The sequence below is a fragment of the Actinomadura xylanilytica genome (genome assembly GCF_030283145.1).
Lineage (GTDB): Bacteria > Actinomycetota > Actinomycetes > Streptosporangiales > Streptosporangiaceae > Spirillospora > Spirillospora xylanilytica.
Genome location: NZ_JASNWE010000003.1, coordinates 569,015 through 589,591, shown reverse-complemented (window position 1 = coordinate 589,591; position 20,577 = coordinate 569,015). Strand labels below are relative to the sequence as shown.

The window sequence follows — 20,577 nt, the reverse complement described above, 5'->3', positions numbered from 1 at the left end:
CCGTCCACCTGCACCGCCGTCCCACCCGACCCGCTGAGAACGAAGGAGTCCCAGGAGTGACGCTCACCGAGGCGGCCCCTACCCCCTACGCGCCGGGCGCGCGCATCGAGGTCCGCGACGCCGAGTGGATGGTGCGCACCTGCACCCCCATCCGCCGCGACAGCTTCAAGATCAGTGCGGTGGGCGTCTCGGAGTTCGTGCGGGACGAGGACGCGGTGTTCTTCACCGAGATCGACACGGTCGTCCAGCTCCGTCCCGAGGACACCGAACTGGTCGCCGACACCAGTTCGGCGTTCGCGCGCAGCCGGCTGTACCTGGAATCGGTGCTGCGCCGCACCCCGCTGCCGCAGTCCGAGCGGCGGCTTGCGCTGACCGACCGGTTCCTGCTCGACCCGCTCATTTACCAGCAGCGTCCGGCCGAGCTGGCGCTCAAGGGGCTGCGCCCGCGCATCCTGCTCGCCGACGTCGTCGGGCTCGGCAAGACCCTGGAGATCGGGCTGGTCCTGGCCGAGCTGATCCGCCGGGGCCGCGGCGAGCGGATCCTGGTCGTCACGCCGCAGCAGGTGCTGGAGCAGTTCCAGCACGAACTGTGGACGCGGTTCGCGATCCCGCTCGTCCGGCTCGACTCGGTCGGCATCGAGCGGATCCAGCGTGACATCCCGGCCGGACGGAACCCGTTCCTGTACTTCAAGCGCGTCATCGTGTCCGTCGACACCCTGAAGAACCAGGGCAAGTACGGCCAGCACCTGGAGAACATGTACTGGGACGCCGTCGTCATCGACGAGTCCCACAACCTCATCAACGAGGGCAACCTCCGCAACAAGCTGGCCCGGCTGCTCGCCGCGCACACCGACGCGCTGCTGCTCGCCAGCGCCACCCCGCACAACGGCGACGCCACGTCGTTCGCCGAGCTGATCGCGCTCCTCGACCCTGCCGCGATCGCCGACCCCAAGCAGTACTCGGCCGGCGACATCGACCACCTCTACCTCCGCCGCACGAAGATCAGCGAAGAGGTGCGCGACCAGATCGGCGGCAAGTGGCCGGGCCGGGGTCCGTCGGTGCCGCTCCCCGCCGCAGCGACCGCGAAGGAAGAGGCGATCTTCGCCGAGCTGGCCGACGTCTGGCTGCCCCGCCCGGACCGTCCCGGCGGATCGGTGGTCGACCGCGACCGCCGCCTGTTCCCCTACACGCTCGCCAAGGCGTTCCTGTCCTCGCACGTCGCGCTCGGCACCACCGTCGGCAAGCGGCTGAAGAACGCCACCGAGCAGGCCGAGATCGACGCCCTGAAGGACCTGGCCGCCCTCGTCGGGGAGATGGGCGACACCGACTCCGCCAAACGCACGGCGCTGATCGACGAGCTCAAGAAGATCGGGGTGAAGAAGAACGGCACCACCCGCGCGGTGGTGTTCTCCGAGAGCGTCCCGACCCTCGAATGGCTTGCGGCGACCGTCCCGGCGGCCCTCGGCCTCGGCGACGGCCAGGTCAAGACGATGCACGGCGGCTACTCCGACGTCCAGCAGCAGGAGATCGTCGAGGACTTCTCGCTCGCCGACAGCAAGGTGCGGCTGCTGTTCACCGGCGACGTCGCCTCCGAGGGCGTCAACCTGCACCGGCAGTGCCACCACTTGATCCACTACGACCTGCCGTGGAGCCTCATCCGCATCGAGCAGCGCAACGGCCGCATCGACCGCTACGGGCAGGAGCACGAGCCGCAGTTCCGGGCGCTCGTGCTCACCTCGGAGGTCGAGGGCGCCCTGGACGACACCACCGTCGCGCTGAAGCTGCTCCACCGCGAGGAGCAGGCGCACCGCAGCCTCGGCACGGCCGAGGCGGTCACCCGCGAGTTCACCGCCAAGAAGGAGGAGGACCGGCTCATCAAGGACCTCCTCGCCGGCAAGTCCGTCGAGGAGTCCCTCGACGAGGCCCCGCCCGTCGACTTCCTCGCCGACCTGCTCGGCGGCGTCGAAGGGGAGGCCCGCACCGAACCGGAACGGGCCGAGGTGCCCAGGCTGTTCGGCTCGACCGAGGAGTTCGTCCGTGAGGCCCTCCACACGGTCTGCGCCGACCTTCGCATCGACGACGACGGCCAGATGCTCGCCTTCGAGCCGCCCAAGGACCTGCTGCACCGGCTGAACGCGCTCCCGGCCTCCTACCTGAAGAAGCACAAGATCGCCGAACGGATGAAGGTCACCTTCGACCGCCCGCTCGCCCAGCGCAAGCTGGACGAGGCCCGCAGGACCAAGACGCTCTGGCCCGACATCGGCTACCTGTCGGACCTGCACCCGATGGTCGAGTGGCTGGTCGACAAGGTCCAGGTGCAGCTCGTCCGGAGGCAGGCCCCGGTCATCGCCGCGAAGGTCGCCGAGCCCACCTTCCTCGTCCAGGGGATCTACTCCAACGCCCTCGGCCAGCCGACCGTCGTCGAGTGGATGGCCGTCAGCGGCCTGCCCGGCGCCCCGGTCGTCGGCGACATGACCGAGGTGCTCGCCGAGGCCGGGGTCGGCCCCGGGATGATCAACACGAACCGTCCCGCCGACCTCGCCGGCCTGACGCCGCTCATCGAGCCCGCCGTCCAGGCCGCCCGCCGCCACCTGGACGAGCGGCGCGACCGGTACGACGACGTCGTCGCCAAGCCGCTCCGCGACTACGACGGGCAGCTCGAACTGTGGGAACGGGCCAGCCTGGAGAACATCACCGGCAGCCCGCAGGGCGGACGCAGACGCGGCGCCGTGCACGACACCGTCGCAGAGCAGAAGCGGCTGCTCCAGAGCATGGAGACCACAGGGGAACCGCTGCTGCGCATTCTGGCCGTGCTTGAGGGGGACGCATGACCTACGACTCGATCGTCAACCGCGGCGACTACTTCTCGGCCCACTACCTGGCCGAGATCCTGCCCAAGGACCTGAAGAAGAGCGACGGCCTGCTCTCCCGCTGGACCGAGGCGGAGAAGGACGAGAAGCCGACGCCCCGCAGCGGCCTGCGCGGCCTCAAACGCGACTACTTCAAGGAGCGCCCGTACTTCGCCGACGCCCTGGAGACCATCCGCGAGACCGGCCGGGCCCGCAATCTCGCCGAGTGGGAGAAGAACCTCCACGAGCTGCACGGCCAGGTGCTGCGCGCGCTCACATTCGACGCCGCGCCGCGCACGCTGACCGTCGAGCGTTCGGGCAAGCAGTACGAGGTCGCCGTCGCGCACGCCGAACCGGCCGAGCGCCCCAGTGTCATCGCGATCGAATGCGGCTGGGCGCCCGACGTCGACGCCGCCCTCGACCGCAACCAGGCCGGAAGGCTCCTCACTCCGGTCGACACCGACAACCTCACCCAGATCAGGACCGGCGACAAGCTCGCGTCCTGGCTGTTCGCGACCGACGAACCGCCCCGCTACATCCTGATCCTGTGCGGCGGCGTCGTCATCCTCGCCGACCGCCTCACCTGGGGCGAGGGACGCTACCTCGCCGTCAGCCTGGACGTCGCTCTCGGCCGCAGCACCGCGAACTCCGCCGAGATCGAGGTCATCGCCGCCCTGTTCGGCGCCGGCTCGCTCCTGCCCCCCGAAGAGGGCGGCACCGAACCCCTCGCCGAACTCCTCAACGGCTCCCGCCAGCACGCCGTGGGCGTGTCGAAGGAGCTGCGCGAGGGCCTCCGCGACTCCGTCGAGATCATCGCCAACGAGGTGCTCGCCCGCATGCGCGAGCAGGGCGTCCGCCCCGAAGAGATCATGGAGCCCGGCGCGTTCGCCAAGGAGCTCGGCCGCGAATCGCTGCGCTACCTCTACCGGATCCTGTTCCTGCTGTACGCCGAGGCCCGTCCCGAGCTGGGCATCCTGCCCACCGACGACGAGGCCTACGTCAAGGGCTACAGCATGGCCCGACTCGGCGACCTGATCGTCCGCGACCTGATCTCGGAGGAGTCGCGCCGCAGCGTCCACCTGTACGAGTCGCTCGACCTGCTGTTCCGCATGGTGAACAAGGGCCACAACCCGCGCGGCGACAACGCGCCGCTCCGCTCCGAGGGCGAGGGCCTGCGCTTCGAGCCGTTGAAGGCCGACCTGTTCGACCCGTCCCGCACTCGCCTCATCGGCGATGCCACGCTCGAGCCGGACGAGTACGACGAGGACCTGCCCCGGATCGACACCCGCCTCCGCAACGAGACCCTGCACAAGGTGCTCCGCCTGCTCATGCTCTCCAAGGGCAAGCGGCGCGAGCGCGGCGGGTTCATCTCGTACGCGCAGCTCGGTATCAACCAGCTCGGCGCGGTGTACGAGGGCCTGATGTCCTACACCGGGTTCATCGCCAAGGAAGAGCTGTACGAGGTCGCCAAGAACGGCGACCCCAAGGACGGCTCCTGGATGATCCCCTCGTCCAAGGTGGACGACTACGAGGACTCGGTCTTCGTCCTCCGCATCGACGAGAACGGCTTCAAGACCGACGACCGCGTCAGGTACCGCCCCGGCTCGTTCGTCTACCGCCTCGCCGGCCGCGACCGCCAGACCAGCGCCTCGTATTACACGCCCGAGTCGCTGACCCAGGTCACGGTGCAGCTCGCCCTGCGCGAACGACTCGACCAGGACGGCTCGACCACTCAGGCACGCGAGATCCTCGACTGGACGATCTGCGAACCCGCCCTGGGCTCCGGCGCGTTCCTCAACGAGGCCATCAACCAGGTGGCCGCGGAGTACCTCAAGCGCCGCCAGGTCGAGCTGAGCCACGCCCTTGAACCCGAGCTCTACGCCGAGGAACTCCAGAAGGTCAAGGCGTACATCGCCCTGCACAACTCCTACGGAGTGGACCTCAACGAGACCGCCGTCGAACTGGCCGAGGTCTCCCTCTGGCTGAACGTCATGTACCCGGGCCTCCAGGCCCCCTGGTTCGGCCTGCACCTACGGCGCGGCAACTCCCTCATCGGTGCGGGCCGCCGCCTGTACGGGCCGGAGCACCTCAAGCAGAGGGCCTGGCTCAAGAGCGCGCCCGAGGACGTTCCCTTCCGCGACGGCCCGATCCCCGAGGGACGCATTCACCACTTCCTTCTGCCCGCCCAGGGCTGGGGCGCGGTAGCGGGGGAGAAGGAAGCCAAGGCACTCGCCCCCGACGACGCGAAGCGTCTGGGGGATTGGCGCAAGAAGCTCCTCAAGGACCCGTCCACCAAGAAGAGGCAAGGACAGAAGCTCACCCAGGTCCAACGCCTCCAAGGACTCTCCCGCCGCGCCGAGTACCTGTGGGGCCTGGTCATCGAGCGCCTGAAGATCTCCGAAACGGAGATCAGCCGGAGCATTCGTGTGTGGGGCGCCAACGACCTGCGCCAGCCGGACGAGACCATCCCCCGGGAAAAGGTCCTCAACGATCTGACTTTCGCGGGCACGCCCTACTGGCGACTCAAGACGATGATGGACGCCTGGTGCGCCCTCTGGTTCTGGCCGCTAGACAAGGCCGAGCTGCTGGACGGCTCTGCCGAGATCTACGAGCACTTGAAAGACAGAGTGCTCGACACCCTCCCCGGCACCTCAAACCCGGTAGAGGCACCTGATCCGGAGCCGGCCGGTTTCCCTCAGACGTGGGCGGCAGAATCCCTCTTCGGCGAGGAGTCCGTCCAGATCCCGATCGCACCACCAAAGCCCCGCCCGAAGTCGGGCCGAAAGGCACAGCGGGTGGAGCGACGCTCAGTGGTCCCGCTCGCCGACCTCGACGACTGGCTCGACTTCGCCGAGTCCCTGCTCGGCACGTCCGACATCCCGGAGGACTCCCTCGGCGCCCACTTCGCATCCCTGTCCGAGCTGGACGACCATGAGGAGCAGCTCCCGGTCTGGATGGGCATGGACAACGAACTCAAGCTCGGCGAACGCTACCCCTGGCTGAACGTGGTGGAGGACATCGCAGAGCAGCAGGGCTTCTTCCACTGGGAACTACAGTTCGCCCAGGTTTTCCAGCGAGGCGGCTTCGACCTCCAGGTCGGAAATCCTCCGTGGGTTCGTCCTGAATGGAGCGAAACCGTGGTGGTGGCCGAACTTGACCCATGGTTCATGCTTGCGGACTCCCTGCCGCAGCAGCGGGATCTCCGGCGACAGATTGTCTTTTCTTCTGAAAAGATGGTGAAGTTTGTTACTGATGAGCTGACTGAAAACGCTGGAATAGATGCACATCTTGGATCGACTACTTTTTATTCGATATTGAATGGAACTCAGTCAGATCTTTATCGATGTTTCATGCTGCGCGCCTGGGCGTCAGCAGGGAGGGCTGGCGTGGTTGGCCTTATTCATCCAGATTCCCATTTTACGGGTGCCCGTGAAGGGGAATTTAGGGCTGAATGCTATCGTCGCCTGCGCCTGCATGGACACTTTCAAAATAGGCGCAAAATATTCCCGGAAGTTGATAGTAATAAGCAATTTGGGATCCATGTATACGGAAGTATTCAACCTATATCCTTTCTGCATTTGAGTTGGCTTTTTGATCCTTCAACACTGAGTGGGTCTCTTGTTCACGATGGATCAGGTGTGGCGCCGGGAGTCAAGTTCGAAGGTGACTGGGATATTCGCCCACACGGCAAGCGCTTGCTGAGAATTAACTCGTCCACTCTGCTTGAGTGGCAACGACTGACGGGTGATGTGAATATTCCAGTAGAGCAAGTTAGGCTGTTGTATCCTGTTAGTACCGCCGAGCGAAAGGCAATCAATGTCCTGCTGCAGATTCAAGAGCGGTTGCACGACGTGGACCATAAGATATTCTCTGGCTACCACGAAACTGGCGCCAAGGCGGCCAAGCTAATAAGGGAAGAATTGACAGAACCCATCAGTTGGGATGATGTAACACTAAAGGGCCCACAGTTCGGTGTGGCAACGCCTTTTGCCAAAAGGCCGCCGATCCCGAAAAGGGGTGGGAGGCCAATGGATCTCGTGTCTTTGGGGTCAAATTCAGTACCTCGTTCTGAGTATATACGAACATCGAGCATCTCTGATTTTCGGCGAGCTCAGGAAACTTGGAACGGAAGGCGGTATTCGGAGTATTATAGAGTGTGCTGGCGCGAATGGGTGCCAGCTTCAACTGAAAGAAGTCTTTTCGTTTGCATAATTCCTCCTGGGCCGACTCACATTCATGCGGTCCGCAGTATGGCGACATCAAGCGACCGTGACCTCGCTTTGATTGCCGGATTCTGGGCTGCCTTGCCTGTTGATTACTTCCTGCGCGTGAGTGGGAAAAATCATTTGGATGTAGCGGATGCAGGGTCGATGCCTATTCCGCGGTCAAATCATCCATTGTCGAGTGATTTGGCTCTAATCTCGATGAGACTAAACTCTGTGACGAGCATATATGCTGATCTTTGGGGTCGAGTTTACGAGAATAAATGGCCAAATATTGAATGGGCTTGTTCTTGGCCCAAACTTGCACCTCTTGGAAATGTGTTGCAATCCTGGACTCCGGATACGCCTCTCAGAAATGAGAGGGAGCGCCGCGCTGGCCTCGTCGAAATTGATTCATTGGTGGCTGTGATGATGGGTCTTACTACTGAAGAGCTCATTGCTGTATATCAAGCGCGATTTCCCCAGTTGTTGACATATGAGAATAGTATGTACTTTGATTCACGTGGGCGTCGAATTGCGGCCGATTTTGACGCCTACGGCGCTGGGCAAATAAAAGATGACTATACTCAACTTATTAAGCATCTGAAGGACAAAAAGAACGAACCCCCCCCCAAAGGATATTTGGCACCCTTCTACAAGGCTGATCGTGAGGCTGAGTACCGGCAGGCGCATGCGGTGTTCTCGGAGCGGCTGGAGCGGGCGAAGGCTGAGGGGTGGACGCCGGACGGCGGAGGCTCGTCTTCGTGACCCGAGGTCGTGCCGCCCCGAGCTCCTCGGGGTGTCGTTGGGAGTGGCGGTGGATGACGATCGGGCCGCATCTCACGCGCACGGCAGCGAGCGGGGTTGATTTGGTGTCGTTCGCCGGCCACTTGGGCGGCAGTGACGGGCCGCTGGGCACAAAGAGCCCCTTGGGGAAGGGGCTCACACGTGCTGGTCGGGGTTGGGGGAGTCCGCTTAGCGGTCGTGCCGGCCGCGCTTCACTGCGACCGTGAACGCTGCCCACGTGTCCGGGGCGAACGTGAGGTGACCGGCGTCCGGGTTCTTGCTGTCTCGTACGCCGATGCTCGTTGTGAGGTCGGCGACCTCGACACACTCGCCGCCGTTGTTGCTCCGACGGCTCTTGCGCCACACAGCGCGGGACAGGTCAGCGTTTGCAACGTCCGCGTGCCTCGTCCGGTCCATCGTCCTGCCTCATAGTTGGTCTGCTGCTCGGGTCAGCAGGGCTCGGGATTCGTCCGGGTCGAGAGCTTTCGCGACCAGGTGCTCATGTATGAGCTTATAGCGCTGTACCTGATGTTCCTCCTCAAGATAGAGGCTGCCGGTCTGGTTCTCCAGGTACCCCACATCTGGGTCGAATGCCTCCGGGAACCCCAGGATGGTGAACGATCCGTCCATGGCGGGGTGTGCGCCCGCGCGAAACGGGAGCACTTGAATGCTGATGTGAGGCAGGTCGGTCATGTCCGCGACGTGGTGCAGTTGCTCGCGCATCGTCTCGGTGCTGCCGACGACACGGCGGATCACGGCCTCGTTGAGGATGGCCCACAGTTCTATCGGACTGTCGTCCGCCAGCCGCTCCTGTCGTGCCGTCCGTACGGCGATCTTGCGAGCGATCTCTTCTTCGTTGCCAGCGGCAGGCGCCGCCCCCAGAAACGCGCGGTGGTAGCTCTCCGTCTGAAGCAGTCCGGGGATCAGCTCGGCCGCATAGGTGCGGATGGATGCCGCACCGCTCTCCAGGCCGACGAAGAACTGGAACCAGTCCGGCACTGCCTTGCCGTAGGAGTGCCACCACCCGCGCTGTCTCGTCTCGCGGGCGAGCGTGAGGAGAACCTCGCGCTTCGCGTCGTCCACCTCGTAGATGTCGAGCAGGACCCGCAGGTCGGTGGGACGGACTTTGCGATCTCCGGTCTCCCATCGACTGATCGTCGACGTGCCGAAGTCCCCTTCGGCCCGCTCGGCCACTTGATCGATGGTCAGTCCGCACTGCTCCCGTAGTCGCCTCAACTCGTATCGGAGTCGACGTGCACGGACGGTGGGCCCGGGACGGCTGGACATAACTCTCCTTTCGGGAACTTGCCAATGGGGACTTGCCAAACAGTGTGCCCCAGTCGCAAGGTTGGCGGAGGTCAGCATGCCAGCATCACGGACGGTGTGCAGGCGGACACGAACATGCGCGAGTGATCTCGGCGCGACCAGACCACGGTGGGTGATCAAGGGTGACCTTCGAAGCTCCGGCGACGAACGACCGCACGCACACGAACGCATACTTCGATCCACTGGCGAGGCCGCTGCACGCGAGTCTCGATGGCCTGCAGATCACCTGCGACGACCCGCACGTACGCGGCCACATCGCCTGGCGGGCGGCGTGGTGAACGTGAATGCCACACCCGGCGTCCCCGCGATGCGCGACGACGGCGGCGTGATCTTCGGCGTGCTGAACATCGCGCCGGACCGTGATGAGGTCCCGCGTGCGCGTAGGTGGATCGCCGACGTGGTCGCTTCGACGATCACGCACCCTCTGTCCACAGCGGCCGATGCCCTCGACGACCTGCTGTTGTGCGCGTCGGAGGTGATCACCAACGCGCTTCTGCATGGGGACGGAGCGATCACGATCGTGCTGGTCCGCCGATCCCGAGTGTTGCGCGTCGAGGTCATCGACGCGGGAACCCTGTCGTCCGCTGGGTTGTTCCACGTCCGCGATGACGTTTCCCCGGACGCCACCTCCGGGCGGGGGCTCATGATCATCGATGCGCTCGCCGATTCATGGGGTACGCGGGCGGACGATGCCGGTCTGACGGTGTGGTTCGAGGTCGGGTTCTGATGTCGGCGCACACACGGCCGGGAGCGACCGTGATCACCTGCGACGGGGATCGGTGCGGCGCTGAGTTCGTCCGTCGAGATGACGACGGCGGTCCCTGGTCGTTCTTCGCGCTCCGGCTGCTCGCCCGCGCCATGCATCGGTGGGACACGGCCCCCGATTACATCGCGCGTGACGCTGACAGTGAGGATTTCTGCCCGCGTCATGGCCGTCGCCCCAAGACCGGCACCTCTGTTGACGGGGCGGGTGGGCCGTCCCCGTTCGACTGCCCAGGCATCGCCCGCCCGTAGGGCAGCCCTGCCCTGTCCTCGGGCGGGCGCATTCGTCCCGCCGCACGTGACGCTCAGGATCGCCCTCAGCATGGTGCAGACCCTTGTTCCCGGCGCAGTGCTCTACCTCCCGGGTGAACGGGAGATGTGCCAGGAGTTCTGGCCGGGGACATGCGCACTATCCGGCCCGAAGATGCCGCGCACCTGGAGGCCGATCGTGAAAGTCGTCAGCCCCTGAATTTTTTCGGATCCACCTGCATGAACGCTCCGTGTTCTTTTGTGTTCAAGACGCCGCCAACGTAGGCCCGCTGATAGCCAGAGAAGGGTGCGGAGTTGTCTTGGGGAAAGGGTAGTTGGGCGGAGACCTTGAAGGGATGACCTCCGTTCGTCATCGTCATTGTCTCGGTCCTCTTGCCATTGAAGACCGTCAACTGAATGCGGAATTCGCAGTACTTCCTTCGGGTTATCCCCAGTATTTGGAGCGTCTGCTGCTCCTTATACTTGAGCGAGATGGTCTTGGAGTCGAAGTAGTTCCCGCCGAACCCGCCGCCCCCACCGGACCAGGTACGCGCCGAGGAGTCCGGTGCTTCCAGGTCGAAGGCGAGACGGATGGTGTCGTCCGCCCCACCGGTTGGCTTGTTGATGATCGTGCCGGTGAGCGGCGGGCCACAGTGCTTGATCGCCTTCATGCCCAATATCCGAACCGGGTCTGTGCGGTTGCCGACCAAGACCACCTGGGCGATGACCGTGTCGACGTCGACGCCGCCGTTCGATCGGGCCCAGCCGCTGGCGTCCATGTTCGCGCTCATCACCCGGAGCTGGTCTGGTGGCACGGTGACGGGATCCCGGAAGACATATGAGTCCCCCTTGAGATCTTCGTCGCGCTGCAAGGCGACCGCGCCGATCGTGATGGGCGAACCCTTGGGAGCCTGCAAGACCTTCTGGCCGCCGGTCGATACGAGTGTCACAACGAGAGCCGTGACGCCCGCGGTGAGGATGCTGCCCAGCCAGACGGCCGGGCGGTATATCCGCCGCATCCTGGACGGTGGACGCGCCGGCGGATGCCGCCGTGATGGGCGACTGCGGCCCGAGGGAGTTCTGCCGACCATGGTGGCCCCTTGCTCGACGGTCAGAGGTTGACTGCGCCGATCTTTCTTTACCCGCTGAAATGATCATTGGCAGTGCCTTTGATTGGCCACACGCGGACACCCTGGCGCTCGGAGGTCTCCACTCCAGCGCCTCGCCGGACAGGCCCGCGGCCACACCCCACAACGCCGCCTGTCACACCACCATGCGCCGGCCCTGGCCGCGTGCGCCGGTGTCGTCGGCTCGAGGCCGCTGCTGCCGGCAGCGTCCCGGACGGCGGCGACCGTCTCCTTGTCCCCGGAAGGGACGTGTCGCGGCTCTCGAACCTCGATTCCGGTGGGTGGCCGCGCTGCACCGGCCGTTCGTGGACGGGGAGCCGGGCACCGGTTGACCGATGACGGTCAGAGCGTTCCGAACAGATCTTCGCGATGCCCTGACCGCCTATACGGTGGCGGGATGACGCGAAGGGTGTGTGGATGAGGCCGACGCTTGCCGCCGAGGAGGTCCGGCAGAACATCACGCAGTACCTCACCACGACGTTCGCGCTGGCCGACGACGATGTGCGCGATGGGCTGGAGAAGTTCCTCAACCATCGCGAGCAGGGCATCTTCCGCGGCCCCTACCTCCGCATCCGGACGCCGTTCCGGAAGGCCGAGGACGGGTGGCGCGACCTGCTGGAGTGGGCCCCGCCCACCTTCCGTTCGCCGTACCGGCACCAGGTGCGGGCCTTCGAGCGCCTCAGCACGTTCAACGGCGACGCCGAGCCGACGCTGATCACCACGGGCACGGGGTCGGGCAAGACCGAGTCGTTCCTGATCCCGGTGCTCGACCACTGCCGCAGGCAGCGTAGGCAGGGCAGGACCGGCGTCAAGGCGATCCTCCTGTACCCGATGAACGCCCTGGCCACCGACCAGGCGAAGCGGATCAACGACTACCTCCAGAAGCCCGGCCTGGAGGAGGTGAGCGCGGGGCTCTACATCGGCGACACCCCCGATACCGGGTACCCGCGCGTGGCGACGAACCGGAAGGAGATCCGGCGGCTGCGGCCGGACATCCTGATCACCAACTACAAGATGCTCGACCTCCTCCTCCAGCGCTCCGGCGACCTCCCCCTCTGGAACGGCGCCGACGTCGCGCACGTGGTGGTGGACGAGTTCCACACCTACGACGGCGCGCAGGGCACCGACGTGGCGATGCTCCTCCGCCGGCTCGCGGCGGCGACCGGGCACAGCGAGCCCGGACGTCCGCTCGGCCGGATCTGCCCGGTCGCGACCAGCGCGACGCTGGGGGAGGGCGGTGACGGCGCCGCCATCCGCAGGGTCGCCGAGACCGTCTTCGGGACGCCGTTCCCGGCCGAGTCGGTGATCGGCGAGGACCGGCTGTCTCCCGAGGAGTTCATCGGGGACGAGGACATCGACTACACGCTGCCCCTGCCCCACCCGCAGGAGCTGTCGAGCATCCCCGACCCGCACGGCGACGCCGGCGCCATGGCCCAGATCATGGAGGCGGTCGTCGGGCGCGGCAACCTCACCAGGCAGGAACTCGGCCGGGAGCTCCGCCGGCACATCCTCACCAGCGCCGTCCTGAAGGTCCTCGGCGGCGAACCGCACACCTTCGAGGAGATCCTCGAACTCCTGCCGCTCAGGGGCGCCTACAGCTGGGGCAAGGTCGTCCGGCTCACGCCCGCCCACGCCGCGGCGGCGCTGGCGCGGTTCGTGGCGCTGCTGTCGGAGGCCCGCGACCCCGACACCGCCTCGAACCCGGACCCGGACGCGGACGAGCGTCCGCTGCTGCACGTCGAGACGCACCTGTGGGTGCGGTCGGTGTCCCGGCTGCTGCGCGTGGTCGGACCCCGGCCCGGCTTCGGCTGGTCGGGGGAGGCGCCGCCGCCGCTGGACGCCGAGACGACGCTGGCGGGCGCGGGCCGGGAGATGCTGCCCGCGATGTACTGCCGGCACTGCGGACGGTCCGGCTGGGCCGCGATCTCCCCGGAGCAGGACCCGCAGGACCTCGTCACCGATCCGATCCGGATCTACCGGGCGGGCATCGCCGACAAGCGGCTCGTGCGCCCCCTGATCACCGCTACGGAGAGCGAGGTCGAGGCGCAGGCCGCCGGGAAGCCCGGCCCGAACGTCGCGGTGCTGACCGACAACGGGCACCGCGTCCGCCCGCTGGACCCGTCGGTGGACCTGGCCCGCTCGAAGAAGAGCGACTTCCGCGACGTCTTCGTCCTCACCGACCTCAGCCACACCAAGGACGGCTACCGGCACGCCAAGAACGACCGGTGCCCCGCCTGCAACATGGACCAGGGGACGCGCTTCCTCGGCTCCGGGCTGGCGGCGCTGGCCTCGGTGTCGGTCACCGAGCTGTTCACCGGCGGGCAGCTCGCCGGGAAGCAGCGCAAGACCCTGCTGTTCAACGACTCGGTGCAGGACGCCGCGCACCGGGCCGGGTTCGTCGCCAACCGGTCGTACGGCTTCTCGCTGCGGCTGCTGCTTGCGTCCCAGCTCGACGACTCCGACGGGCCCAGGCCGCTGCACGAGCTGATCTCCGACACCGTGAAGGAGGCCAGCGACCCGGTCTACCTTCCCTCGGTGGTGCCGCCCGACCTGCACGACCGCGAGGACGTCGACGCGCTGCTCGCCGGTGAGAGCGAGGGCTCGGCCAAGACCTGGAACCTGATCGGGGAGCGGCTGGCGTTCGCCGCCGTCATGGAGTTCGGGCTGCGGTCCCGTCAGGGGCGCACCCTGGAGCTGACCCGCACGGTCGCGGCCGAGGTCGCCGTCGAGGACATCCACCATGTCGCGGCCCTCGCCCGCGACCTGCACCTCAGCGGACCCGCCGCGCTCACCGCGCTGCCCGACCACGAGCGGTACGTCGCGTACGTGCGGGGCCTGCTGGAACGCATGCGGATGCGCGGCGCGGTCAAGCACCACTGGCTCGACCCGTGGATCGGCGGGGCCGGGACCAAGCGCTACATGACCATCTGGGGCAGGCGCCCCGACGGGCTGCCCGCGTTCCCGAGGGGACTGCCCGCTCCGCGCTTCGTCCTCGGGGCGCGCAAGACCGGCAGCGAGTTCGACGCCATCACCGGGCGGCAGGGCTGGTTCCAGGACTGGACGGCCCGCTGCCTCGGGCTCGACTCCGACCACGCCACGCACTACCTCGGACGGCTGCTGGAGCTGCTCACCGACGAGGACGTGATCGCGCGCCGCACCGCGGCTGACGGCGCCACCGCCGTGTACGGGCTGCTGCCCGGCCACATCCAGGTGCGGAGGCTCGGCGACCGGATCGTCGAGGAGTCCGGGGTCCGCTGCCCCGTCTGCAACTGGAAGCAGACCGTCCACCCGGCACGGATACAGGAATGGGCGCAGGCTCCTTGCCCACGCTACCGGTGCACCGGACACCTTGAGGCGTGCGTCGACGACCGCTACGAGCGCGACTACTACCGGCGCCTCTACCGCAGCGGCGAACCGTTCAGCGTCATCACCGCCGAGCACACCGGCGCGCTCACCCGGCAGCAGCGCGAGACCGTCGAGCGGCAGTTCCGCGGCCACCGCTACAGCGATCCGAACGTGCTGGCCTGCACCCCCACCCTGGAACTCGGCATCGACATCGGTGAGCTGTCCGCCGTGGTCCTCGCCTCGCTGCCCCGTTCGCCCGCCAACTACGTGCAGCGGGTGGGGCGCGCCGGACGCAAGACGGGCAACGCGTTCGTGCTGACCCTCATCGGCCGCAAGCCCCGTGACCGCTACTACCTGGCCGACCCCACCGACATGATCGCGGGCGACATCGTCCCGCCGGGCTGCTACCTGTCCGCGGTGGAGATCCTGCAACGCCAGTACTTCGCGCACCTGGTCGACCTCGCCGCCCGCGAGCGCTTCCACGGCGTGCCGGCGATGCCCGGGACCGCGTCGGCGCTGTTCGGCGAGTCCGGCTGGCTGGCGGCGTTCACAGGCGCCGCGCTCGCGGGAGGCGCCGAACGCGCGCAGGTCTTCCTCGCGCTGTTCGCCCTCGGCGAGGCCGAGACCGGTGTCACCGAAGAGGCCGCCGAGCGGCTCCGCGCGTTCGCCGCCGCCGGGATCGAGGAGGCCGTCGCGCGGGCCCGGAGGATCTGGGACGACCGCCTCGCCGACCTGCACGCGCGGATCGAAGTGATCGACGCGGCGATCGCCGCGATGATCGATTCCGACCAGCAGCAGCGCGGGCGCCGCAGCGAGCTGCGCGCCGAGCGCCGGGCCGTGCAGACCCGCATCGGGGAGATCGGCCGCGAATCCGCCCACAACGCTCTGATCGAGCTCGGTCTGCTGCCGAACTACTCGCTCATCGACTCCGCCACCGCCCTGGAGGCCACCCTCACCTGGGAGGAACGCGCCGACGACGAGCCCGGCGCCGCTCCCGATGTGCCGCAGGCGGTCGGACGGGGTGACCGGCCGCGCGCCGACCGGCGCCGTCACAGCGAGATCCGCGAGTACAAGCGGTCGGCGTCGATCGCCCTCACCGAGCTCGCCCCGGGAAACCACTTCTACATCCGCGGCTACCGGCACGAGATCACCGGGCTCGACATCGGGGCGCGGGGCCGGCACAGCTTCTCCAAATGGCGCGTGTGCCAGGACTGCGGATACGTCCGCACCACCACGGCGGAGGAGGACCACAGCCCCTGCCCGCGCTGCGGCAACGAGAGGATCGGCGACCGCAGCGGCCTGCACACCGTCCTGATCCCGACCCGCGTCACCGCCCACGACCTGCGCGACGACGCCCGCATCCGGGACGACCACGACGACCGGCAGCGCGCCTACTACGAGACCGCCGTCGCCGTCGACATTCCCCGCGAGGAGATCGCCGCCGGCGCGTGGCGGCACGCCACCCGCACCTTCGGCGTCGACTTCACCCGCCGCGCGGTCGTCCGCCGCTTCAACCTCGGGCTGCTGCGGATGGACCGGCCGCCCGGCGACCCGTTCGCCGGCGACCTGCGGCGCCTCAACCCGTTCCACGTCTGCACGTCCTGCGGCGGCGCCGCGACCGGCGGGCCGCCCCCCTCCGCTCAGCAGCTCGGCGGAGAGACGACGTCCGGATACGACGCCTCGCACAGCCACCACCGGCCGTGGTGCCCGCAGCGGCGCGGCGGCGACGTCGAGCACGAGCCGCTGATCACCGCGCACGAGCTGCACACCGAGGCGCTGCGGATCCTGGTCCCGGTCGCCACCACGATGATTCCCGAACGGACCGTCACCTTCCAGGCGGCGCTCATGGCGGGCGTGGCCGCCAAGTACGGCGGCGACCCCGCGCACCTGCGCACCGTCACCGCGACCATGCCCGACCACCTGCACCACAGCGGGCACCGGCGGCGCTTCCTGGTGCTGCACGACACCCTCCCCGGCGGCACCGGCTATCTGCACCGCATGTCCACCGAGGAGGGGTTCCGCGAGGTCCTGGAGAAGGCCCGCGACCTCGTGGCCAACTGTCCGTGCGGCAACGAGGAGGGCAAGGCGGCCTGCCACCGCTGCCTGCTGTCGCACGTCCCGGGCGACGAGTTCGACCTGGCCGACCGCGGTCTGGCCGTCGAGATGCTCGACGAGCTCCTGGACGACTGGTCGACCGCCCCGGTCGCCAGCACCGACGACATCTCCCTCGTCAACCAGGTCGAGAGCGAGCTGGAGGCGCGCTTCCTCCAGGCCCTCATCGCCTGGGCGGGCAAACCCGGGACCGGACGCGCCTTCGGCTCCGGCCCCCGCCTCAACGACCGCCGCACCGCCGACCTGCGCATCGCCGCCCGCGACGAGGTCGTGCACTGGCAGGTCATCCTGCAGAACACCATCAAGGGCACTCGGCCCGACGTGTACTTCAAGCGGCTCGACGGGGCCCCGCTGGAGGTCGCCGTCTACCTGGACGGCTACAACTACCACGCCGCCCCGCGCGCCAACCGCCTCGCCGGCGACGCCGCCAAACGCGCCCGGCTCCGCGCCCACGGCCGTGTCGTTTTCCAACTCACCTGGGACGACGTCGCGCACTGGGAGAGCGGCAAGTTTCCCGAATCGCCCGCCTGGACCCCGTACCAGGCCAACGCGCAACGCAAGGCCAAGGCCCACCTCCGGCAGGGCGACCCCGACGAGCTGGCCGCGCTGATCTGGGCCAACCCGATCCAGACCCTGCTGGCCTTCCTGTCCGACCCCGACTGCGACCGCTGGCAGCACCGCGCCGAAGCCGCCGTCGCGGGGCTGGTCATGCCCGGCGCCGCCGTCCGGCAGGCGGGGCCCGACCGCGTCGGCGACGTGCTCACGGCCGCGCTGCGCGGCGACCCCCTGCCCACCCCGCCGACGGGCGGACTGGCGCTCATCCGCGCTGAGGACGCGAGCGGCTGCCCCGTCACAGTCGTCGTGGACGGCCGCACCAAGACGTGGAGCGGCTTCACCGTCATCGACGACCGCGCCGCCACCATCGACGCCGACGAGAACGCGCACCGCCGCCGCTGGCACGGCTGGCTCTACTGGGGCAACCTGCTCCAGTTCCTCTCCTACGGCGAGGGCGACGGCGGCCAGCTCGCCCACACCGACCTGGACGACTTCGACCCGTCCGCGCTCGCCATCACCGGCGGCGTCGGGCTGCTCACCTCGCTTAGCGGGCTGCCCCTGGACGAGGAGGACCTTCCCCCGGGAGGCGAGGCGTCCCAGCCGGGTCAGGGCTCCGCCACGCGGCACGACACCGAGCCCCCGACCCCGGAGCCCGAGCCTGAACCGCATCCGCAGGCAGCGGCGCCCGCCGGACCGTCCACCCGGACCCGGGCGGACGACGCACCGGCGGCGGACGCCGCCTGGGGGCAGGTGCTCGACCTGCTCGATCCCGACGAGCCGGGCCTGGCGGAGCTCGCCCGCGGCGTGATGGCCCGCGGCGTGCCCGCCCCCGAGGTCGGCTACGAGCTCGGCGAGGGCGCCTGGCAGGCCGAGCTGGCATGGCCGCAGGTCAAGGTCGCGGTCGTGCTGGCCGGCAACGACCAGGAGGCGACCGACCGCTACCGCGCCTACGCCACGGCGGGCTGGGACACCCGCTCGGCGAACCGGTGGAGCATCACGGAACTGGCCGAGTGCATCGAGACGGGGACGACATGAGCATGCAGGGCGTGGCCACGTTGCGGATGCTGTACAAGGCGGAGAAGGAGGCCAAGAAGCTGCCCCGCGCCGTGAAGGGCGCGATCTACGACTTCCAGCACAAGTTCCGCAAGGACCCCCATGCGCCCGGCCTGCGGTTCAAGCAGCTCCAGGGCCACCAGCGGCTCTACTCCGCCCGCATCAACGCCGAGTATCGCGCGCTGCTCCTGCACGCCGGCGACCGCGACTACGTCCTGGTCGCCGTCAAGCACCGCAAGGACGTCTACGACAACCTCGACCGGTACCAGTACACGATCAACGAGGTCACCGGGGCCATCGAGTTCGTCGACCTGGTCAGCGTCGAGGAGAACGTCTCGGCGCCCCGGCCGCCCGCCCCGGTCCCGCTGCGGCCCCCCGCGCCCGAACCCGCCGTACCAGCACCGTTCTTCGCCGCGTTCACCCGCGAGCAGCTCCTCGACCTCGGCGTCGCCGCCCCGCTGCTCCCGCTGATCAGGAAGATCGGCACGGAAGAGGAACTGCTCGGGCTCGTCGAGTTCGCGCCCGCGCTCACCCAGGAGGTGCTGCTGGAGCTGTACGCCGGCACGACCTTCGACGAGGTCCTCGAACAGATCACCCGGCCCGTCGCGGCCGACGACGACGTCGACACCGGCGACTACGCCACCGCGCTGACCCGTCCGGCCACCCAGGTCACCACCGAGGACACCGACCTCCAGGCCGTGCTGGAGGACGACTTCGGCCAGTGGAAGATCTATCTGCACCCGACCCAGCGCAAGCTGGTCGAGCGGGAACAGAAGGGATCGGCCCGGGTGAGCGGCGGCCCTGGAACCGGCAAGACGATCGTGGCCCTGTACCGGGTCAAGCACCTGGTCGACCGGCTGCCCCCGGGCGACACCAAGCCGGTGTTGCTGACCACGTTCAACAAGAACCTCGCCGCCGACCTGCGCAAGCGGCTCCTGGAGCTCGGCGGCGCCGAGACCGCCGCCCGGGTCGAGATCGTCAACATCGACAAGCTCGCCGCCGACGTCGTCGCGCGTGCCGAGCCTGGCGTCAAGCGCCGCTGGATCGACGACAACAAGGCGATCCAGGAGTGGAACGCCATGCTGCGGGAGTTGGACGAGGAGACCACCTGGGACGCCGAGTTCCTGCACGCCGAGTGGACCCACGTCATCCTCGGCATGGAGGGCGGCTCGCGCACCGACTACTTCCGGGCCCGCAGGGCCGGCCGCGGCCGCAGTATCGGCCGCGCCCAGCGGGCCGAGATCTGGCGGCTGGTCGAGAAGTTCAGGCTGCGGCTGGACGAGCGGAACCTGTGGACTTACCGGCAGGTCGCCGAGCGCGCCGCCCGCCTCGAAGAGCAGCGCGCCGCGCGGATCGTCAAGCACCGGGCCGACGGCCTCAACATCCACCGGGAGGACGCCTCGGTCGCCCGGATGCGCCCGCGCTACGAGCACATCGTCGTCGACGAGGCGCAGGACCTGGCCGCCGCGCACTGGCGGATGCTGCGCGCGATGGTGCCGGACGGGCCCAACGACATCTTCCTCGTCGGCGACGTCCACCAGCGCCTCTACAACAACTACGTCTCGCTCGGCAGCCTCGGTATCAACATCCGCGGGCGCCGCTCGGCGCGGCTGACGCTGAGCTACCGCACCACCCACGAGATCCTCGGCTCGGCGGTCCGACTGCTCGGCGAGGAGTCCTGGGACGACCTCGACGACGAGTCCGGCGAACTGACCGGATACCGCTCGCTGCTGCGCGGTGCCCGGCCCGCCCTCCGCTCCGCACCGACGTGGGGCGCCGAGCTGGACCTCATCGCCGGGCACGTGGCGGAGCTGATCGAGGAGACCGGCTCGTCCAGTCCGTCCATCGCGATCGGCGTCCCGGAGCGGCACATGGTCGACGAGGTGCAGTCGCGCCTCGCCACGGCCGGGATCAGTGCCGCCGCCATCGGCCCCGACGGGCCCAAGCTGGACGACGTCGTGCACATCGGCACCATGCACCGCTTCAAGGGGCTGGAGTACCAGCACATGATCATCGCCGGGGTCGCCGACGGGCTCGTCCCGCACGCCCAGGCAGGGCAGCGGGAGCGGACCGACCCGGCGGCCCACCGCCGCGAGCTCCAGCGCGCCCGCTCCCTGCTTTTCGTCGCCGCCACCCGCGCCCGGGACTCGCTGCTGATCTCCTGGCACGGCACGCCGAGCCCCTTTCTTCCCCGATCCTGACAAAACGGTG

Annotated in this window: 9 protein-coding genes; 6 read left to right on the top strand and 3 right to left on the bottom strand. The window is 68.1% G+C overall.

Annotation, left to right across the window (positions count from 1 at the left end):
* The first annotated feature begins 56 nt into the window (after positions 1-56).
* Both QP090_RS20465 and QP090_RS20460 read left to right on the top strand, forming a co-directional pair.
* Positions 57-2,831, top strand: a complete 2,775-nt coding sequence (locus QP090_RS20465) for a DEAD/DEAH box helicase (protein ID WP_285940715.1) — start codon at positions 57-59, stop codon at positions 2,829-2,831.
* Positions 2,828-7,819, top strand: coding sequence for an Eco57I restriction-modification methylase domain-containing protein (locus tag QP090_RS20460; protein WP_285940714.1), 4,992 nt, complete (start codon positions 2,828-2,830; stop codon positions 7,817-7,819). The genes QP090_RS20465 and QP090_RS20460 overlap by 4 nt, the downstream gene beginning before the upstream one ends.
* A 207-nt stretch (positions 7,820-8,026) precedes the next feature.
* Here QP090_RS20460 and QP090_RS20455 read toward each other — a convergent pair whose 3' ends face one another.
* Complete coding sequence (locus tag QP090_RS20455) at positions 8,027-8,254, bottom strand: DUF397 domain-containing protein (RefSeq protein WP_285940713.1); 228 nt, start codon at positions 8,252-8,254, stop codon at positions 8,027-8,029.
* Positions 8,255-8,263: 9 nt separating this feature from the next.
* Positions 8,264-9,124 (bottom strand): helix-turn-helix domain-containing protein, encoded by an 861-nt coding sequence (locus QP090_RS20450; RefSeq protein WP_285940712.1) that lies wholly within the window; start codon positions 9,122-9,124, stop codon positions 8,264-8,266.
* 161 nt (positions 9,125-9,285) lie between these two features.
* Here QP090_RS20450 and QP090_RS20445 point away from each other — a divergent pair, with 161 nt between their 5' ends.
* Positions 9,286-9,441, top strand: coding sequence for a hypothetical protein (locus QP090_RS20445; protein ID WP_285940711.1), 156 nt, complete (start codon positions 9,286-9,288; stop codon positions 9,439-9,441).
* 29 nt (positions 9,442-9,470) lie between these two features.
* Entirely contained in the window at positions 9,471-9,890 is a 420-nt protein-coding gene (locus tag QP090_RS20440) for an ATP-binding protein (protein WP_285940710.1), read from the top strand.
* Between the two features lie 493 nt (positions 9,891-10,383).
* Here the strand turns inward: QP090_RS20440 and QP090_RS20435 are convergent, their stop codons facing one another.
* Positions 10,384-11,193: a hypothetical protein gene (locus tag QP090_RS20435; protein ID WP_285940709.1), complete on the bottom strand. Its 810-nt coding sequence runs from the start codon at positions 11,191-11,193 to the stop codon at positions 10,384-10,386.
* A gap of 525 nt (positions 11,194-11,718) precedes the next feature.
* Between QP090_RS20435 and QP090_RS20430 the strand changes: the two genes are divergently transcribed.
* Positions 11,719-18,348 carry a DEAD/DEAH box helicase gene (locus tag QP090_RS20430; RefSeq protein WP_285940708.1) on the top strand — a complete coding sequence of 2,210 codons (6,630 nt, stop codon included), beginning with the start codon at positions 11,719-11,721 and terminating at the stop codon, positions 18,346-18,348.
* Complete coding sequence (locus QP090_RS20425; protein WP_285940707.1) at positions 18,345-20,567, top strand: UvrD-helicase domain-containing protein; 2,223 nt, start codon at positions 18,345-18,347, stop codon at positions 20,565-20,567. The genes QP090_RS20430 and QP090_RS20425 overlap by 4 nt, the downstream gene beginning before the upstream one ends.
* Positions 20,568-20,577 lie beyond the last annotated feature (10 nt).

What these genes read in the sequence shown, in the direction of transcription:
- QP090_RS20460 (WP_285940714.1), top strand. Translation starts at nt 2,828, where the DNA reads ATGACCTACGACTCGATCGTCAACCGCGGCGACTACTTCTCGGCCCAC.
- QP090_RS20455 (WP_285940713.1), bottom strand. Translation starts at nt 8,254, where the DNA reads ATGGACCGGACGAGGCACGCGGACGTTGCAAACGCTGACCTGTCCCGC.
- QP090_RS20450 (WP_285940712.1), bottom strand. Translation starts at nt 9,124, where the DNA reads ATGTCCAGCCGTCCCGGGCCCACCGTCCGTGCACGTCGACTCCGATAC.
- QP090_RS20440 (WP_285940710.1), top strand. Translation starts at nt 9,471, where the DNA reads ATGCGCGACGACGGCGGCGTGATCTTCGGCGTGCTGAACATCGCGCCG.
- QP090_RS20435 (WP_285940709.1), bottom strand. Translation starts at nt 11,193, where the DNA reads ATGCGGCGGATATACCGCCCGGCCGTCTGGCTGGGCAGCATCCTCACC.
- QP090_RS20430 (WP_285940708.1), top strand. Translation starts at nt 11,719, where the DNA reads ATGAGGCCGACGCTTGCCGCCGAGGAGGTCCGGCAGAACATCACGCAG.
- QP090_RS20425 (WP_285940707.1), top strand. Translation starts at nt 18,345, where the DNA reads ATGAGCATGCAGGGCGTGGCCACGTTGCGGATGCTGTACAAGGCGGAG.